Annotated in this window: 17 protein-coding genes and 1 tRNA gene; 13 read left to right on the top strand and 5 right to left on the bottom strand. The window is 44.3% G+C overall.

Going from position 1 to position 17,139, the window contains the following annotated elements; translation table 11 throughout:
* Window positions 1–47: 47 nt before the first annotated feature.
* From thiI to ACMXYN_RS14955, 4 genes are all read left to right on the top strand, one after another.
* Entirely contained in the window at window positions 48–1,511 is a 1,464-nt protein-coding gene (gene thiI, locus ACMXYN_RS14970; RefSeq protein ID WP_415892529.1) for a tRNA uracil 4-sulfurtransferase ThiI, read from the top strand.
* A gap of 223 nt (window positions 1,512–1,734) precedes the next feature.
* Window positions 1,735–1,971: an OadG family protein gene (locus ACMXYN_RS14965; RefSeq protein WP_415882415.1), complete on the top strand. Its 237-nt coding sequence runs from the start codon at window positions 1,735–1,737 to the stop codon at window positions 1,969–1,971.
* A 56-nt stretch (window positions 1,972–2,027) separates the two neighbouring features.
* Entirely contained in the window at window positions 2,028–3,806 is a 1,779-nt protein-coding gene (oadA, locus tag ACMXYN_RS14960; protein WP_415892528.1) for a sodium-extruding oxaloacetate decarboxylase subunit alpha, read from the top strand.
* 11 nt (window positions 3,807–3,817) lie between these two features.
* The gene (locus ACMXYN_RS14955) at window positions 3,818–5,122 is read left to right on the top strand and encodes a sodium ion-translocating decarboxylase subunit beta (RefSeq protein WP_415892527.1); all 1,305 of its coding nucleotides are present in this window, start codon (window positions 3,818–3,820) and stop codon (window positions 5,120–5,122) included.
* An 86-nt stretch (window positions 5,123–5,208) separates the two neighbouring features.
* On the opposite strand, the gene ACMXYN_RS14950 is transcribed toward ACMXYN_RS14955, so the two are convergent.
* Complete coding sequence (locus tag ACMXYN_RS14950; protein ID WP_415892526.1) at window positions 5,209–6,132, bottom strand: histone deacetylase family protein; 924 nt, start codon at window positions 6,130–6,132, stop codon at window positions 5,209–5,211.
* A gap of 289 nt (window positions 6,133–6,421) precedes the next feature.
* On the opposite strand from ACMXYN_RS14950, the gene ACMXYN_RS14945 reads away from it, so the two are divergent.
* Window positions 6,422–8,020: a response regulator gene (locus ACMXYN_RS14945; RefSeq protein WP_415892525.1), complete on the top strand. Its 1,599-nt coding sequence runs from the start codon at window positions 6,422–6,424 to the stop codon at window positions 8,018–8,020.
* A 19-nt stretch (window positions 8,021–8,039) separates the two neighbouring features.
* On the opposite strand, the gene ACMXYN_RS14940 is transcribed toward ACMXYN_RS14945, so the two are convergent.
* The 4 genes from ACMXYN_RS14940 to flgA form a co-directional block, all read right to left on the bottom strand.
* A tRNA-Arg gene (locus tag ACMXYN_RS14940) sits at window positions 8,040–8,116 on the bottom strand.
* A 74-nt stretch (window positions 8,117–8,190) separates the two neighbouring features.
* The gene (locus ACMXYN_RS14935) at window positions 8,191–8,670 is read right to left on the bottom strand and encodes a flagella synthesis protein FlgN (RefSeq protein ID WP_415892524.1); all 480 of its coding nucleotides are present in this window, start codon (window positions 8,668–8,670) and stop codon (window positions 8,191–8,193) included.
* 8 nt (window positions 8,671–8,678) lie between these two features.
* Window positions 8,679–8,987: a flagellar biosynthesis anti-sigma factor FlgM gene (gene flgM, locus ACMXYN_RS14930; RefSeq protein ID WP_415892523.1), complete on the bottom strand. Its 309-nt coding sequence runs from the start codon at window positions 8,985–8,987 to the stop codon at window positions 8,679–8,681.
* Between the two features lie 136 nt (window positions 8,988–9,123).
* Window positions 9,124–9,819 carry a flagellar basal body P-ring formation chaperone FlgA gene (gene flgA / locus ACMXYN_RS14925; protein ID WP_415892522.1) on the bottom strand — a complete coding sequence of 232 codons (696 nt, stop codon included), beginning with the start codon at window positions 9,817–9,819 and terminating at the stop codon, window positions 9,124–9,126.
* 76 nt (window positions 9,820–9,895) lie between these two features.
* Between flgA and ACMXYN_RS14920 the strand changes: the two genes are divergently transcribed.
* The 8 genes from ACMXYN_RS14920 (at window position 9,896) to flgG (ending at window position 17,133) form a co-directional block, all read left to right on the top strand.
* The gene (locus tag ACMXYN_RS14920) at window positions 9,896–10,831 is read left to right on the top strand and encodes a chemotaxis protein CheV (RefSeq protein ID WP_415892521.1); all 936 of its coding nucleotides are present in this window, start codon (window positions 9,896–9,898) and stop codon (window positions 10,829–10,831) included.
* 31 nt (window positions 10,832–10,862) lie between these two features.
* On the top strand, window positions 10,863–11,714 hold the full coding sequence (locus tag ACMXYN_RS14915; RefSeq protein ID WP_415892520.1) for a CheR family methyltransferase: 852 nt from the start codon (window positions 10,863–10,865) through the stop codon (window positions 11,712–11,714).
* A 247-nt stretch (window positions 11,715–11,961) separates the two neighbouring features.
* On the top strand, window positions 11,962–12,360 hold the full coding sequence (gene flgB, locus ACMXYN_RS14910) for a flagellar basal body rod protein FlgB (RefSeq protein WP_415892519.1): 399 nt from the start codon (window positions 11,962–11,964) through the stop codon (window positions 12,358–12,360).
* A gap of 2 nt (window positions 12,361–12,362) precedes the next feature.
* Window positions 12,363–12,800: a flagellar basal body rod protein FlgC gene (gene flgC, locus ACMXYN_RS14905; protein ID WP_415892518.1), complete on the top strand. Its 438-nt coding sequence runs from the start codon at window positions 12,363–12,365 to the stop codon at window positions 12,798–12,800.
* Window positions 12,801–12,824: 24 nt separating this feature from the next.
* Window positions 12,825–13,523, top strand: coding sequence for a flagellar hook assembly protein FlgD (locus tag ACMXYN_RS14900; protein ID WP_415892517.1), 699 nt, complete (start codon window positions 12,825–12,827; stop codon window positions 13,521–13,523).
* 10 nt (window positions 13,524–13,533) lie between these two features.
* A complete protein-coding gene (locus ACMXYN_RS14895) occupies window positions 13,534–15,453 on the top strand; it encodes a flagellar hook protein FlgE (RefSeq protein ID WP_415892516.1) in 1,920 nt (639 codons plus the stop codon).
* Between the two features lie 129 nt (window positions 15,454–15,582).
* Window positions 15,583–16,326, top strand: coding sequence for a flagellar basal body rod protein FlgF (locus ACMXYN_RS14890; RefSeq protein WP_415892515.1), 744 nt, complete (start codon window positions 15,583–15,585; stop codon window positions 16,324–16,326).
* A gap of 21 nt (window positions 16,327–16,347) precedes the next feature.
* Entirely contained in the window at window positions 16,348–17,133 is a 786-nt protein-coding gene (gene flgG, locus ACMXYN_RS14885; protein ID WP_415892514.1) for a flagellar basal-body rod protein FlgG, read from the top strand.
* Window positions 17,134–17,139 lie beyond the last annotated feature (6 nt).

Below are 17,139 nucleotides of genomic sequence, written 5' to 3'. Positions count from 1 at the left end.
CCTACACTTTATAATATCCGTCCTAATTATTTTTTGAGCTCGTTGCTATGAAGTTCTCTATTCGTTTGTTTCCAGAAATTACCATTAAAAGTCGCCCTGTACGTAAGCGTCTAATTCAGCGTTTGCAAAGCAATTTGCAGAATATGACGCGCCGTATTGATGAGCAGATCAAAGTAAAAGGTCAGTGGGACAAGCTGGATGTAGAGTGCGCTGGTGCAAGTGCAGAGATCATCGAACAGGTGGTAGATCTTTTAGGTCGTACGCCAGGGATTCATAGTTTCATCGAAGTGACTGAGTACCCGCTCGGCGATTTTCATGATGTTTACGAGAAAGCGCATGCGATCTATGCAGAGCAATTGAAAGGTAAAACCTTTAAAGTGCGTGTTAAACGCTCTGGTAAGCATGACTTCCGTTCTATTGATGTTGAGCGTTATGTGGGTGGTGGTTTAAATCAGCACGCTGATACCGCAGGCGTGAATGTGCATAAGCCTGATGTTTATGTTGATCTAGAGATCCGTAATGACAGTCTCTATGTAGTAACTAATACCTATAAAGGTTTAGGTGGTTTCCCTCTAGGTACGCAAGATTCCACGCTTTCGCTTATTTCTGGTGGATTCGACTCCATTGTCGCAAGTTACATGTCAATGCGCCGTGGCTGTAAAACTCATTTTGTTTTCTTTAACCTGGGTGGTCATGCACACGAAATTGGTGTGAAGCAGGTGTCTCTGTATTTATGGCAGAAATATGGCTCTTCTGCACGAGTGAAGTTCATTACGATCCCTTTTGATGAAGTGATTGGTGAAATTTTACAATCAGTACATCACTCCTATATGGGCGTTGTATTGAAGCGCATGATGATGCGCGCCGGTGAGCAGATCGCCGATAAAATGAAAATAGACGCTTTGGTGACTGGTGAAAGTATTGCCCAAGTATCTAGTCAAACATTGCCTAATCTGTCCATCATTGATGCGGCAACTGAAAAACTAGTGGTGCGACCATTAGTGACAATGGATAAGCAAGATATTATCGATATTACACGTGAAATCGGCGCATATGACTTCGCTAAAAATATGCCTGAATACTGCGGTGTAATCTCTGATAGACCAACGACCTGTGCTAAGAAAGATCGCGTAGAAGAGGAAGAGTCCGATTTTGACTTTGAAGTGCTTGAGCGAGCGCTTGAGCGTCGTCAGGTGATCAGCATCGATGAAATTGAGGAAGATGTAAATGTTCATGCTGAGGTTGAGGCGTTAACCAAGGTTGCTGATAACCAGGTCGTTGTAGATATCCGTGCGCCGCATGAACAAGAAAAGAAACCGCTAAATATTCCTGGCTGTGAAATTCAATTAATTCCGTTTTTTGCTTTAGGTGCCGCTGCTGACGAATTTGAAGAAGGTAAGGAGTATCTTCTTTATTGTGAAAAGGGTGTTATGAGCCAAATGCATGCGCATCAAATGCAGGAACGTGGCTTTAGTAATGTAAAAGTTTATCGCCCTGGAAAGAGTGAATAACACCATATTTCACTGAATATGGATCAAAGGTTGTAAGCAAATTTTGATCCATATCCTCCCTTTGACCGAAAAATCCCCTCTAATTATTGCCTGAAGTAGACTTTTCGGGTTTAATTATGGTCCATTTGCAACCAGTACATCCGTCAGTGAAAGCCTAATAATTAGGTGGCCAAAAGCCATATCTGACGTATGGGTTTCGATAAGTACAGGAGCATCCATTAAAATGGAAAATCTGCTATCAGAAGGCCTTGAATTAATGGTCTTTGGTATGGGCTTCGTTGTTGTCTTTCTTACTTTGTTGGTATTCGCTACTTCAGGAATGTCCAAAGTGGTAGGCAAGTTTTTCCCTGAAGCACCAGCGCAGCCAAAAGCAAAAAAGACTGCACCAGCGCCAGCTGGAAATAACAATGATGAGTTAATTGCTGTCATGACAGCTGCGGTTCACAAACACCGTTCGTAAATAAGAACGGCTCAATAACGAATAAATCTGCATTAATCGACAGAAGGCCATTACCCATGACCGACGCAAAGAAACCACTTGGCATTACCGACGTAGTTCTGCGTGACGCACACCAGTCGCTATTCGCTACGCGTATGCGAGTTGAAGACATGCTGCCGATCGCGGAAAAGCTAGATAAAGTAGGCTTTTGGTCCCTAGAAAGCTGGGGCGGCGCAACATTTGACTCATGTATTCGCTTTATCGGAGAAGATCCGTGGGAGCGTATCCGCTTGCTTAAAAAAGCAATGCCAAACACAAAACATCAGATGCTCCTGCGTGGACAAAACCTACTAGGTTACCGTCACTACGCTGATGATGTTGTAAACAAATTCTGTGAACGTGCTGCTGTTAACGGCGTAGACGTATTCCGTATCTTTGATGCGATGAACGATCCACGTAACCTTGAAACTGCAATCAAAGCAGTTAAGGCAACAGGCAAGCACGCTCAAGGCACTATCTCTTACACTAAGAGTCCAGTTCACACGATCGATAACTGGGTTGCATATGCAAAAACTCTTGAAGATATGGGCGCTGATTCCATCAACATCAAGGATATGTCCGGTATCCTGACGCCATACGATGCATTTGACCTAGTTTCTCGTCTGAAAGCTCAGACTGATCTAGAAGTTCAATTGCACGCTCACGCGACTTCAGGTCTGTCTGATATGACAATCCTTAAGTCTGTTGAAGCGGGTATCGACCGTGTTGATACTGCTATCTCTTCTATGTCTATGACATACGGCCATACGTCTACTGAATCTGTAGTAGCTGCATTGGCGGGTACTGATCGTGACACAGGTCTAGATATCAATCTTCTAGAAGAGATTGCTGGCTACTTCCGTGAAGTACGTAAGAAGTACGCTAAATTTGAAGGCTCTCTACGTGGTACAGACTCTCGTATCCTAGTTGCTCAGGTACCTGGTGGCATGTTGACTAACATGGAAAACCAGCTGAAAGAACAGGGTGCTGCAGATAAGTTCGATGAAGTACTAGCTGAGATCCCACGTGTACGTGAAGACCTAGGTCTGATCCCACTAGTAACGCCAACTTCTCAGATCGTTGGTACTCAGGCTGTAATCAACGTCCTAATGGGCGAGCGTTACAAAACTATCTCTAAAGAAGTTCAGGGTATTCTGAAAGGTGAGTACGGTGCAGCTCCTGCTCCTTACAATGCTGACCTTCAGGCTCGTGTATTGGATGGTGGTGAAGCAATCACTTGTCGTCCTGCTGATCTGCTTGAGCCAGAAATGGACAAGTTGGTAGGCGAGCTGAAAGACCTTGCTGCTGAGAAAGGTATTGAGCTAACAGAAGGCGAGAACGAAATTGATGACGTTCTAACTTACGCTCTATTCCCTCAGGTTGGCTTGAAATTCCTTGAAAACCGTAACAACCCTGATGCATTTGAACCTGCACCTACATTAGAGGACGCATTAGCAATGGCTGCACCTAAAAACACTGGTCCACAGACTTACACTATCTCTGTTAACGGCCAAAACTACGTTGTACAAGTAACTGAAGGCGGTGACATCTCTGCTGTAGCTCCTGCTGCTGCCGCGGCTCCAGCTACTGCTCCTGCAGGTGCTGGTGAAGACGTTCCTGCTCCATTGGCGGGTAACATCTGGAAAGTACAGGTTGCTCCAGGTCAGGCTGTTCAAGAAGGTGATGTTCTAGTAATTCTTGAAGCGATGAAGATGGAAACAGAAGTACGTGCTGCACGCGCTGGTACTGTTTCTACTGTAGAAGTTAATGAAGGTGACGCTGTACAGGTTGGCGACACTCTATTGACTCTAGCGTAAGGTATTGTTTGATGGATAAGCTAATCGAACTGTTTCTTGCCTCTGGTGCTTATAACATCAGTGGTGGTCAGATCGTAATGATTTTGGTTGGCCTTTTGCTTCTGTTCTTGGCCATCAAAAAGAATTTCGAACCGCTACTGCTTGTGCCAATCGGTTTCGGTGGCATCATGGCGAACATTCCGGAAGCGGGCTTAGCGTATACAGCTGTAGAAAATGCTGTGCACTTTGCTGTTCCGGAGGTGATGAATGGTTTGGCATCTGCGCTAAACATCACTAGCACTGATCCAAAAGAGATTCTGAATGCCTACCACAACACTGCTTCAGCTGCTCAGATTCAAGATGCAATCAATGTAGCTAAAGATGGTGGTTATGCGAATGGCATGCTGTACAACTTCTACAGTGTAGCAATTGGCTCTACAGCTGCTCCGTTGTTGATCTTCATGGGTGTTGGTGCAATGACAGACTTTGGTCCGTTGTTGGCTAACCCACGTACCCTGTTCTTGGGTGCGGCAGCTCAGTTCGGCATCTTCGCAACTGTACTGGGTGCGGTTGCAATGTCTTCTATGGGCATCATGGACTTCAACATCCAAGAAGCAGCAGCAATCGGTATCATCGGTGGTGCTGATGGTCCAACTGCGATCTACGTAACTAGTTTGCTAGCTCCACACCTATTGGGTGCAATTGCGGTTGCTGCATACTCTTACATGGCGCTTGTACCTCTGATTCAGCCACCAATTATGCGTGCGTTGACTACAGACGCTGAGCGTAAGATCCAGATGAGCCAGTTACGTCACGTAACTAAGCTTGAGAAGATCCTATTCCCAATCGTACTATTGATCCTAGTAGCGCTATTGCTTCCAGATGCAGCACCTCTATTGGGTATGTTCTGTTTCGGTAACTTGATGCGTGAGTGTGGTGTAGTAGATCGTCTAAGCGATACTGCTCAGAATGCTCTGATCAACATCGTTACAATCTTCTTGGGTCTATCTGTAGGTTCTAAACTTTCTGCTGATAAGTTCCTGGATCTTGAAACGCTTGGCATCATGGCGCTAGGTATCGTTGCATTCTGTATCGGTACAGCGGCTGGTGTGATCATGGCTAAGATTATGAACAAGATGATGGGTGGCAATGCGATCAACCCGCTAATCGGTTCCGCGGGTGTATCTGCGGTACCTATGGCTGCACGTGTATCTAACAAGATCGGTCTTGAGTACAACTCTCAAAACTTCCTGTTGATGCATGCGATGGGTCCAAACGTTGCTGGTGTAATCGGTTCAGCGATTGCAGCAGGCGTAATGATCAAGTTCGTAAGCTAATTATTAGCTTGTAGAACTAAAAAAGGCTGCCATTGGCAGCCTTTTTTGTTTCTGTTAGGAGGGTGCGATTCTGTATAGCCTCTAGCCTAATGTCCGGCGAATACTTCTAAATGAGCTTGTACGCTGAATGCCAAAGATACAGGGTTATAACCGCCTTCTAGAACCGAAACAACACGGTTTTGGCTGTAAGTGCGAGCAGCGTCTAACAGTAGCTGAGTTACCCAGCGATAGTCTTCCTCATTGAGCTTAATATCTGCCATAGGGTCTTCATGATGAGCGTCAAAGCCTGCAGAGATAATGATCATATCTGGCTTATGAGCTTGGATCGCAGGTAACCAGCGAGATTCAACAAGCTTACGGAATACGATGCCGTCACTATGAGCGTCCATTGGGCAGTTAATGATGTGGTCACGAACAAAATCACAGTAACGCTCTGGATAGAAAGGATGCTGGAATGTTGAGCAAACAAGCACTTCTGGTCTGTCTTTAAAGATATCTACGGTGCCGTTACCTTGGTGAACATCGAAATCAAAGATAGCAACGCGTTCTATACCTGGCTGCTGTAAAGCATGCATTGCTGCAATGGCTGCATTGTTATAGAAGCAAAATCCCATCGCATTGTTATGCTCAGCATGATGGCCAGGTGGGCGCGTAGCACAAAAAGCGTTTTTAGATTTGCCGCTAACTACTCTGTTTACTGCCATAACGGCAGAGCCTGCGGCTAAGCTAGCTGCATGTAAGGAGTGAGGACAAAGAGCTGTATCTTCGTCGGTATACACAACGCCTTGTTCTGGTAGCTTCATCTCCAAACGCTTCTGGTGGAGGTGAGCGTGGGCAAGTTGCACTTGTTCAGGTAATACGTGTACCGATTGGATTCGTTCAAGATCCTGCATCAGGCCTGTCTTTTCTAGTACCTTTTGGATAGCAACTAGGCGAATTGGGCTTTCAGGGTGTTCTGGGCCCATGTTGTGTAGGCCGCAATCTTCATGAGTGATAAATGCAGTAGTCATAAGTACGCTTTTTTATAAGTTTTGTTTAGTTTACCTGAAACCCAAAAAGCAGGATCTCATTACATCGTCTCAATACCTCAAGCCTACACCTTAGAGTTAGATTTTTCTTGATCTGGATCATTAGTGTTTGCATGCCCTCAGGATAGGATGGTTGTCACAGCATAGAACTGTCTTGGCATCGAGTGTTCACCCTACACCCGGTGCTTTTTTTTGTTTGCAGGAAATGCTTTTGTCATATCGAATAGGCTTTTATACTTCAAATATCCTTTTTGCGTATATGGACGGTTGAGTGGCGAAAGTAGATTATTCGAATAAGCAAGTTCTACTGATAGAAAGCAGTGGCAACATGCGGTCTACTATCTTCTATATGCTGAGGAGTATGGGGGTTGCCAATCTTAAAGCGGTAACGATTAACGACCGTGTTTTGGATGAGATCTCTGAGAATAACTACGATGTTATTCTGTTAGGACATAATGTGAATGATAGTGTCACGGGTATCCAATTGCTGGAAGAGTGTCGTTATCGTGGTTTCATCAAGCCTACGGCTTGCTGGATCTTTATGACCAGTGATGCATCTCAAGAAGTTGTGCTGCATGCCATAGACAGCCGTCCCGACGATATGATCATGAAGCCGTTTTCGGTGGATGAGCTCAAACATCGTCTAGATAATATCCTATACCGAAAATCAGTTTTTAAACCTGTTGATGATGCTCTAGAGATTGGGGATCTACCTGCGGCTATCACTTTCTGTCAGCATAACTTTGCACCTTATGATCAGGAATATGACGAAGCGCAGCTGCTCCTTGCTCGCTTGCTGCTTAAATTTCAGCGGCCGAAAGAATGTGCCAAAGTTGCTGAGAAGCAATATTGGAAAAGCCATGATAAAGAAGCAGGTATTGTTTGGGCAGAGGCTATGTTGCAGCAGGAGCAATTTAAAGAAGCTAAATCCCTCCTGCTTGAGCTTATTCAAGAATACCCGTTATTGATCGCAGCCTATGATCTGCTTGCTGAAACTCATGAAAAAGAAGGGGACTTAGATCAAGCAAGAGAGGCTGTTGCTGAAGCGACTCAGAAATCTCCTATGGGTATCCCTCGGCAGATGGAGTTGGGTCGTTTAGCTACGCAAACGAAACAACTCGATATGGCGGGTGGGGCTTATAAGAAGTCTATCGTCCTAGGTCGGCGCAGCTGTTATAAATCTCCTGATCCTTATCTTCGTCTTGCAAATGTAAAGCGCCTAGAAGCAAAGAATGCCGATGGCGGAATGGCGATAGAGCTTTTCAATGAATTTGAAAATACCATTTCGCAGGCTTACCAGGCGTTTCCAAGAGATGAGCAACTACAAGTTCGCGCAGCTCTTCTGAAAAGTGAGATGTACCACCAGGTAGGTGATACAGATGCTGCGAATAAGGCGACGAGAGATGCTCAGCGTATAAATTCAGAACTGGCTACACCTTTAGATCTTGATCGAGAGCTTCTGAGTGTTATGGGTGATGCAGTGCCTATATTAGAGCCTGTTGCGAAACAGAAGAAAGTGCCAGGTAAGAAACACGATCCTGATATGAGTATTAAAGTGAATCGCTTAGGCGTGAAACACTATTTATCAGGAAAGATGCCTCAGGCGCTCAAATATTTTGGTTTGGCGACCGAATATGATTCCAGCAATGTAAACGCGTTGTTAAATCTAGCTCAGCTCTTCTTAGAAACGGCTAGGGATAGCAAAGAGAAGCGCGATGAGCGTATAAAAATGGTTCAGCGATATCTTAAGCTTTCGGAGCGCTTTAGCTTAGAAGGTATTGAGCTTGATAAGCAGCATCAGTTGAAACGCTACCTAAATCACGATGTGGCATTATTGCCTAAAGGGTCTTTGGGTAACTTATTGCGGTAAACTCTAAGTCATTGGGAAATGGCGTCCCAGAGAGGATTCGAACCCCTGGCCTGTCCCTTAGGAGGGGACCGCTCTATCCAGCTGAGCTACTGGGACATACTTATCGAATTTTTTGCGATTCTAGCGAGATTATCTAATCAAGTCACTAGGCCTAGAAGGGATGGAGCAGTTTAAGCTTTGCCTAAGCTGCTCTGCGCTTTGTATAACTTGGAGGCTCCTGCTTTACCATACAGCTGATCTTGCTTCTTGTGTCCACGAACAATAGCAAGAAGTTGATTAACGTTCTGCTGATTGCGGTGGATCGCTTGTTCATTGCGCTTATTCTTATGCTGTAATTCTTTTAAGTACTTTTTGATTTCAGCATAAAATACGTTGGTTTTCTGCGCTGCTGGGGTATTGTCTTCCGCAGTTGAGTAATCCTCTGAATCTATCTCAAGGCCAAAAGACTTTAATAGAGCGACACGCTCAAGGGTAAAGCTATGAAAGCTGTTAATTACACCCATCTTTTCTTGGGTGATGTCACTTAGTTGCTCAAGGTCTTTACTGCTGAGTGCTTCAAGCTCTCGGTCGTAAATCGTATTAAGTGATTCTAAAAGCAAAATACCCTGCTTGAGCAGGGTATCCAGTTCTATATGTTGTTGTTCGTTCATAGCGAAGCTTACAATAGGCTATCGAAGTTCAGCATCTTCTCTGCTACACGTTCAGCATTGATTTGATAGCTGCCACTTTCAATTTCTTGTTTTAGTCGCTCGACACGCTCGCTGTCCACATCAGGTGCATTGGCCAGTTGTTTTTCAACATTCTGCAGTGTCTGTGCTGCATTGCTGAGTTTAACTGTATCACCTTTACTGGACGGAGACTGTGCAGGAGCGTCATTGCTACCAGTTTTGGTTGCATTGCTTTCACCTGCTCGTGCACGAGTGCTATTCGTCTGCGACGATGACAGGCCCGTGATGTCGTTAATCATTATTCCGTCCTCAAACTTGTATCTGAACCAGCTTATCGGCGGCTAATTTGGAATCTTTAGGAAAAATATTTTTTTTCTTTAATAAAATCGAGTATAGCAGTTGTAGGTAGATGACACCATGTCGGATTACCTTAGGTTATGGGGTGCGAACTAGTCCAGGCTCAATAACTATGGCTTTAACAATATTGCCAGAACGATCATTTTTAACTTTGATTTGTTGGCCAATAGTACCGTCTTCTAGAGCCGTTCCCGCTGCCCTGATTGATATGCCGCTACGTCTTGCTTCTATGATCACGGCATTCCCTCGAGATACAGCTAAAGGGGGTTTTAGCATGGATGCAGTAAAAATTGTGCCGGCTGCAATACTTCTTTTCGTAGTCCAACCTATAATTTCTTCTGTGCGGAGAAAATAGGCTGAGCGTAGATTAGTGATATCAACTTCGGCTCTGTGGATATGCTGAGAACCAAGATGAGTGTTTCTTGGAAGGCTGGTGCTACTGATTACAGCTGTGCCATAGAGTGTGATTTGCGCAGTAACAAATAGCTGCCACATTGGATTTGGGCACTTGGCTCTAAAGGTAATTCTGCTTCCATTTCCCTTAGGTGATTGAAATTCTAGGGGTTGTTGGCAGTTTTTTAGTTTGATTTTTCGGCTAATCGGGTTAAGTTTGATCTCAGTACGCGCATCTGGCTTGGCTTTTTTGTAGTGTTCTTGCAGAAAAAGCAGCGCCTCCTGCTCTAATTTTTCGGTTTGATCGGCTGCTAAAGCGCCGAATGGGGCCAAAAGAACAGTGGTTAGGAGGAAAAGTCGTGTTAAATTATGCTTATTCACGTTGTTGTAACTAACATTATGTTTATGTAACGGCGTACAAACAGAATAGATTTAATCTCTACGGGATTATTAGATCATGTCAGGTATCCTAGATAGTGTAAACCTGCGTACCCAAATGGTAGGGCAGAACCGATTAGAGTTGTTATTGTTTGCTTTGGAAACAGATCAACAATACGGCATCAACGTTTTTAAAGTGCGTGAAGTTTTGCAGTGCCCTGAGCTAACAGAGGTACCTCGTCAAACATCAGCAATTAAAGGTATGGCGCATATTCGTGGTGAGACGATTCCTGTATTGGATTTGTCGGAAGCTATTGGCCGTCAGACAGTACCAAAGGAGCAAAGGCAAGATTGCTTTTTGATTGTGGCAGAGTATAACCGCCGTACATTGGCTTTTTTGGTGCGCAAGGTTGACCGCATATTGAATACTCAATGGGATCAAATAATGGCTCCGCCAACAGAGATCGGTGTTGAGAACTACCTGACCGCTATCTTTGAGTATGAAAATAAACTAATTGAAATTCTCGATGTTGAACAGATTCTTGCTGACCTTTACCCAATGGCTACTGAGGTTAGTAAAGATGTTGCTGACGATTCGGTGCGTGAGAAGGCTCGTGATTATCAAATTCTAATCGTTGATGATTCTTCGGTTGCTCGAAATCAGATGCAGCGGAGTTTGGAAAACTTGGGGATAAAGGTTACCTCTTGCAATAACGGCCGAATGGCGTGGGATTTGTTGCGTGATATGGCTGATCGTGGAACAGATGTAACCACCAACTTCTTGATGGTTATTTCGGATATCGAGATGCCAGAAATGGATGGTTACACGTTAACTTCTATGATTCGTGAAGACGAACGCATGAGCAATATGCATGTAGTTTTACATACATCCTTGTCGGGCGGTTTTAACGTGTCTATGGTTAAAAAGGTAGGGGCGGATGGCTTCCTTGCTAAATTTAACCCGGATGATCTTGCAACAGCTGTTGTACAGCGTATACAGCAAGTAGAAAAGTAATAAGGCACAAGGTAGGGGTATTACTCTTTCCATGAGTATTTCCGGTAGATCAAATTTTACGATCACAGATGCTGACTTTGAGTTGTTCAGTCGCTTCCTTGAGGATAGTAGTGGGATATTGCTTGCAAAGCACAAGCAATATCTTGTGCAGAGTCGTTTGGGGAAGATTGTTCAAGAAAACAACTGTCCAGGCTTAAAAGAACTGATTAGCAAGCTTCAAAGCCCTGCATCTAAGCGTTTGCGAGAGCAAGTTATTGATGCGATGACCACCAATGAAACCTTATGGTTTCGGGATGTTCACCCTTTCGATATCTTACGTGATCGTATAGTGCCTGAAATGCTTGGGCAGGGCGTTGGCTCTAATAAAATTAGAATTTGGTCAGCTGCCTGTTCTACAGGGCAAGAACCTTATTCAATTAGCATGACGCTGGATGAGTTTAAGAAAAAAAATCCTGGTAAGTTAGCTTCTGAAGAGATTATCGCCACCGATATTTCTACCCAAGTGCTAGAGCAAGCACGTCGAGGTGAATACGAAATGCTGGCGATAGGCAGAGGCTTGTCCCAAGAACGCCTTACCCAGCATTTCCGTGAGACGCCTAATGGTAGTTGGGCAGTAAAACCGGATATAAAATCTAAAGTAAGATTTCAGAGTATCAATCTGCTTGGGCAATACACGTCGATGGGTAAATTTGATGTAATTTTCTGCCGAAATGTGTTGATCTATTTCTCCAGTGAAAAGAAAACTGAGATCTTGTCCAAGATGCATGGCGTGTTGAAACCAGGTGGTTATCTGATACTCGGTGCCTCTGAATTCCTTTCCGGCCTATCTGATAAATACAAAATGATTCATTGCCGCCCAGGTATTATCTATCAAGCTATTTAGTCAGATAGATCAATTCGTTTACGCAAAAGCCGCTTACCCAAGGTAAGCGGCTTTTTTATTGCCTCTTTTCTTGTTGAGTTAATTCCCCTTGCCGCCAGCGGCAATTAGGCGGTTTTAGTTTGCCGTTTTGAGGAAGTTGGTGGCTTTTAAATTGATGTTTAAAATGCCAACCTGTTGAAAATAAATGATTTTATTTGTTTGGCATACTGATTGCTTTATTAGGATTGATATTAAATGAGGCAATGAAATGGCAATTAGTTTTGACGCAGCTTTGGGGATTCACGATGACGCGCTAATGCATCGCGCTCGCCGTGCAGAGGTTTTAGCTAACAATATCGCTAATGCTGATACGCCTAACTTTAAAGCAAGAGATATTGAGTTCGCTGAAGCGTTAGAGCATGCGTCGACTAAAATGAATGTAAAGCAGGTTGCTACTTCTGCTGGACACAATACTGAGTTGCTAGACCCTGACCTAGCGGCAGATATGATGTTTCGTATACCTAACCAAGCATCTGTAGATGGTAACACTGTCGAAGTTCAGCAAGAGATGGCTCGCTACACTGAAAATGCATTGGATTACCAGACGTCATTTCATTTCCTAAATAAGAAATTTACAGGTCTTAAATCAGCGATTAAGGGTGAATAATCATGTCATTGAGTAATGTTTTTGGTATCGCTGGTTCGGCTATGAACGCGCAAACCATCCGCTTGAATACGACGGCCAGTAATATGGCGAATGCGGAGAGTGTTAGTTCGAGCCTTGATGAGACCTATAGAGCTAGAAAGCCTGTATTTGCTGTACAACAAGTAGACCCTTTGGCTGAGCCAGATAATGAGTTTGGCATCGCAGCAGGTCAGGGTGTACAGGTATTAGGTATCGTTGAAAGTGAAGCTGAGCTTCGCCAAGAATATAACCCTGCTCATCCAATGGCTGATGAACAAGGGTTTGTGTATTACCCGAATGTAAATGTTGTGGAAGAGATGGCGGATATGATTTCGGCTTCTCGTTCTTTCCAGATTAATACCGAGATTATGAATACTGCCAAGCAAATGCTTCAGCAGACTATCAGACTTGGACAGCAGTAATTTTAAATAACGAGGTTTTAAGCCATGAGTAATGTTAATGGCGTAAATCAAAACGTTTTTGAGCAGATAAATAGGGCGAATCAGTCTAATAGCTCGCAGAAGAGTCAGACGCAAGACGATAGCGATATGTTTATGCGTTTGATGATAGCTCAGCTGCAGAATCAAGACCCTTCTAGCCCCGCTGATACAACTGACTTTATGCAGCAGATTGCGACAATGTCGCAGGTTGAGAGTATCAATAATCTTAACCAGACTGTTGCGGAAACATCGCAAGCAATGCTGTCTAGTCAAGCGGCATTACAGGCTTCGTCTATGGTTGGTCAGTCGGTGTTTATTCCTGGTGATTCGGCTGAAGTGGGTACGGTGATGAACCCATTCGCTAAAGGTGCGTTCAATCTGTCTACTAGTGCTTCAGACGTAAGAATTAAAGTTTATAACTCAAGTGGAACCTTGGTTGACAATATGCAGTTAGGTGCAGTTGGACAAGGGGAGCATGAGTTTGCTTGGCAGATGCAATTCGACGAAGAGGGTAACCCTGAACACCCACCAGGGGATTATACATTCGTGGTGGAGCGTCTCGACGATAATGAATATCAAGCGGTTGATACCAGTATGGCTTATAGAGTTAACAGTGTGACTCTAGGTGAAAATGGTATTGGTATGAAAGTGAACACAACAGCTGGCACATTTGATATCAGCGATGTGAAACAGATCGGCGTGTGAGGATAAGAAGATGGCAGGTTTTAATACAGCGGTAACCGGTCTGAAAGCGGCCACTACGGACCTTGATGTAACAGGTAACAACATTGCAAACGCGAGTACAGTAGGTTTTAAATCTTCTCGTACTGAGTTTGGTGATATCTACGCTACAGCAGTAGTGGGTGCAGGTTCATCAAACGTGGCAGGGGCTGGTGTCACTGTAACTGATATCGCGCAAGACTTTCAGGCAGGTACTATTGAGTTTACTAACAATAACTTGGACCTAGCGATTAATGGTTCTGGTTTCTTTCAGTTGGATGATGGTCAAGGCGGTACGACTTACACCCGAGCAGGTTCATTTGAGCTAGATAAAAATGGCTTTATTGTTTCTAAGACAGGTAATTTCTTGCAGGGTTATGGTTTGGACTCTGAAGGTAATCGTCTGCCAATTGGTAACTTAGCAGTAACCCAGAAAGAGAGCCCTCCAAAAGCGACTGAAGAGATTGATCTGTCTTTTAATATCGATTCTCGTGAAGATGCGGCGGAATTGCTACCTGACTATGATAAAGATGAGCCAGGCTCGTTCACTTACAGTACGACTGTAAGAACGTTTGATAGCTTGGGTAATGAGCACACAGTTAAGTTTAATATGGCTGAGGCTCGGCCGTATCAAGCACAGCAGCAACTTACTGGATTGGTTGCTGGTGATACGATCTCTGGTGTGACGGTCACTGCTGCACATATTGCAGAAATTGATGCTGCAGCTGGGACAAGCTTAACCTCAGGCACCTTCTTTGATGCGCTTACTGATCCTGTGACAGGTGACCCTCGCATAAAAAGTGTTGAGGTAACGACTGACTCCAGCGATTTTATTATTCGATTTAAATCTGAATTCCCAGAGCCTGATTTAGTTCAGGTTAGTGGTACAGTGGCAGTTGCGGAAACCGCGGAAATTACTGCTAATGAAACTTATGATTTCGATATCCCAGCGGCAAACGTACCAATTGCAGCAGATCTTGTCTTAGAAATTGGCGGCATCACTATCCCAGCTTTGACTGCAGGTTCTACTGATGATCAGATTGGAGCTGCTATTACAGCTTCTGAAGCGAAGATTCTAGATGCAAACCCGACGGTGGAATCTGTAATCTATGACAATGTGAACAAGAGTATTCGCATTACATATAAAGCGGAAGCAGGTGATATCGTATCTAGCCAAGCGTTAACGATTACCGCGACTACAGGTACGTCCCCTTTTGATCCGCCAGTAGTTAAAGAAGGTGATAACTCTTTCCAAGGTGTTTACCGTATGTATGCGTACCTAAATGGTACGGAACAATTGGATATCGGTAAGGCGCTAGATCCGGGTGAGGCAGGTTCTGGTACTGAACCAGGTCCGATCCTCGTTAAGTTCAATCCGTCAAATGGTTTGTTAACCGGTATTAATGGTGATCAATTCTCTGCTGGTGCTATTGTTCCTAGTATTACTATCCAAGGCGCAGACCCTGCGGATTCCACAACGGTTATAGAGCTAGATATCACTAACACCACTCAGTTCGCATCTGCTTCGATTGTTAAAGCGTCTGCGCAAGATGGTTACACCAAAGGGGATCTGATAGGGGTTACTTTTAGTAGTACCGGTGAGATGGTTGCTAGCTTCTCTAATGGTCAGAACCAAGATCTTGGTGTGGTTGCCATAGCAACCTTTGAAAACCAGTCGGGTCTCCAGCCAGCTGGTGACACTGAATGGACAGCAACGCTAACCTCTGGTGATGCGATTGTTAACCCGCCGGGAACTGGTTTGAACGGTACACTTCAGTCGGCCGCGTTGGAGCAATCCAACGTAGACCTCTCAGCTGAATTGGTTTCTTTGATCGAAGCGCAGCGTAATTTCCAAGCGAACTCGAAGACTTTGGAAACTCTTAATACAGTGACCCAGAACATCCTGCAGATCTAATAAATCTATTACTTCTTAAAAGGCCGCATTAGCGGCCTTTTTGATTTTGGCACGTTGATTGCTTTATCTCTGTTATTAGTATTTTACTTGTATGAAATGCGGCCTAGCTGCCAAGAGTGGATATAACAGATGGATAAGGTGCTTTATTTAGCAATGAGCGGCGCGAGAGAGAATATGCTCGCACAGCAAACTCATGCCAATAACCTTGCGAATGCCAATACTACCGGCTTTAAGTCAGATCTGGCGCAGGCTAGAGCAATGCAGGTGTTTGGCGAGGGGCATGCTTCCCGTGTCTATGCACAAACTGAGCGTCCAGCTACTGATATAACTAGTGGCACATTAATTGAAACGGGTCGTCAGTTAGATTTAGCAGTTGCAGGTGATGGTTGGATATCTGTGATTGGTGCTGACGGTACAGAGGGGTTTACCCGTGCCGGTTCACTGCAGATCAATGCCGCTAACCAGTTAGTAACAGGCAGTGGTTTGCCGGTAATGGGCAATGGTGGAATTCCTATCGTTTTACCGCCTTTTGAAAATATTGAAATTGCGACCAACGGAACGATCACAATTCAGCCGCTAGGTGATAATGCTGCTGAATTATTGGTTGCTGACCAAATTAAGCTAGTAAACCCCGATCCTCAAACCCTATTCAAAGGGCCAGATGGTTTGATGATTACCGGAAATCAGGCAGCTGTGTTGCCTGATGCTAATGTTCGTATCCGATCAGGTTTTCTAGAAGCAAGTAATGTAAATGCTGTGAGTGAATTGACTGGGATTATCAGTACGTCCCGTCAATTTGAGATGCAAATAAAAATGATGAAAACCGCTGAAGAAAACTCTGAGACAGCGGCTTCAATTTTGAAAATATCTTAAGAATCACCTGAGGATAAGTAGATGCACGGTGCATTAAATGTAGCAAAAACCGGTATGACCGCTCAGGACACCAACCTGAAGGTGATATCCAACAACTTGGCGAACGTTTCAACGGTTGGCTTTAAAAAAGATAATTTAGTATTTGAAGATTTGATGTATCAAATCCGCCGCCAGCCAGGTGCTCAATCTGCTGAAGAAGCGCAGTTACCTTCTGGGCTGCAGATTGGTATGGGGGTTCGAACTGTTGGAACTCAAAAAATCTTTCAAACAGGTGATATTCAGATTACTGATGAAGCCTTTGATGTAGCGATTAATGGTCGAGGTTTTTTGCAAGTTAATTTGCCAAACGGTGATATCGCGTATACCCGAAATGGTCAGCTACATCTTAATGCCGATAATGAGTTGGTATCCGCAGAAGGATATACGATTGAGCCAGCAATCACACTTCCTGCGCAAGTGGTTAACTTTTCGATCAGTACAGATGGGGTTGTTGAAGTTGTAACCGCAGGTAATCCTCAACCAACCCAGATAGGGCAAATAGAGCTAGCCGACTTTGTAAACCCTCAGGGATTACAGGCATTAGGACAAAATTTGTATGCTGAAACAGGTTCCAGTGGTGCGCCTGTAATTAGTAACCCAGGTGAAAATGGGACTGCTGTACTTATTCAGGGAGCACTTGAGGGTTCTAACGTGAATTCGGTAGAAGAGCTGGTGGATATGATTACGACCCAGCGTGCCTACGAGATGAATTCCAAAGTGATATCTACAGCTGATGAGATGCTCTCCTTCGTGAGCCAGCAGCTTTAAAATAGC

The sequence above is a fragment of the Neptuniibacter sp. PT8_73 genome, assembly GCF_047778045.1.
Classification (GTDB): domain Bacteria; phylum Pseudomonadota; class Gammaproteobacteria; order Pseudomonadales; family Balneatricaceae; genus Neptuniibacter.
The sequence above is the reverse complement of the archived record's forward strand: the minus strand, read 5'-3'. Positions and strand labels throughout refer to the sequence as shown.

Excerpts from the sequence above, each read along its gene's own strand:
- thiI (WP_415892529.1), top strand. The coding sequence starts at position 48 with ATGAAGTTCTCTATTCGTTTGTTTCCAGAAATTACCATTAAAAGTCGC.
- ACMXYN_RS14965 (WP_415882415.1), top strand. The coding sequence starts at position 1,735 with ATGGAAAATCTGCTATCAGAAGGCCTTGAATTAATGGTCTTTGGTATG.
- oadA (WP_415892528.1), top strand. The coding sequence starts at position 2,028 with ATGACCGACGCAAAGAAACCACTTGGCATTACCGACGTAGTTCTGCGT.
- ACMXYN_RS14955 (WP_415892527.1), top strand. The coding sequence starts at position 3,818 with ATGGATAAGCTAATCGAACTGTTTCTTGCCTCTGGTGCTTATAACATC.
- ACMXYN_RS14950 (WP_415892526.1), bottom strand. The coding sequence starts at position 6,132 with ATGACTACTGCATTTATCACTCATGAAGATTGCGGCCTACACAACATG.
- ACMXYN_RS14935 (WP_415892524.1), bottom strand. The coding sequence starts at position 8,670 with ATGAACGAACAACAACATATAGAACTGGATACCCTGCTCAAGCAGGGT.
- flgM (WP_415892523.1), bottom strand. The coding sequence starts at position 8,987 with ATGATTAACGACATCACGGGCCTGTCATCGTCGCAGACGAATAGCACT.
- ACMXYN_RS14920 (WP_415892521.1), top strand. The coding sequence starts at position 9,896 with ATGTCAGGTATCCTAGATAGTGTAAACCTGCGTACCCAAATGGTAGGG.
- ACMXYN_RS14915 (WP_415892520.1), top strand. The coding sequence starts at position 10,863 with ATGAGTATTTCCGGTAGATCAAATTTTACGATCACAGATGCTGACTTT.
- flgB (WP_415892519.1), top strand. The coding sequence starts at position 11,962 with ATGGCAATTAGTTTTGACGCAGCTTTGGGGATTCACGATGACGCGCTA.
- flgC (WP_415892518.1), top strand. The coding sequence starts at position 12,363 with ATGTCATTGAGTAATGTTTTTGGTATCGCTGGTTCGGCTATGAACGCG.
- ACMXYN_RS14900 (WP_415892517.1), top strand. The coding sequence starts at position 12,825 with ATGAGTAATGTTAATGGCGTAAATCAAAACGTTTTTGAGCAGATAAAT.
- ACMXYN_RS14895 (WP_415892516.1), top strand. The coding sequence starts at position 13,534 with ATGGCAGGTTTTAATACAGCGGTAACCGGTCTGAAAGCGGCCACTACG.
- ACMXYN_RS14890 (WP_415892515.1), top strand. The coding sequence starts at position 15,583 with ATGGATAAGGTGCTTTATTTAGCAATGAGCGGCGCGAGAGAGAATATG.
- flgG (WP_415892514.1), top strand. The coding sequence starts at position 16,348 with ATGCACGGTGCATTAAATGTAGCAAAAACCGGTATGACCGCTCAGGAC.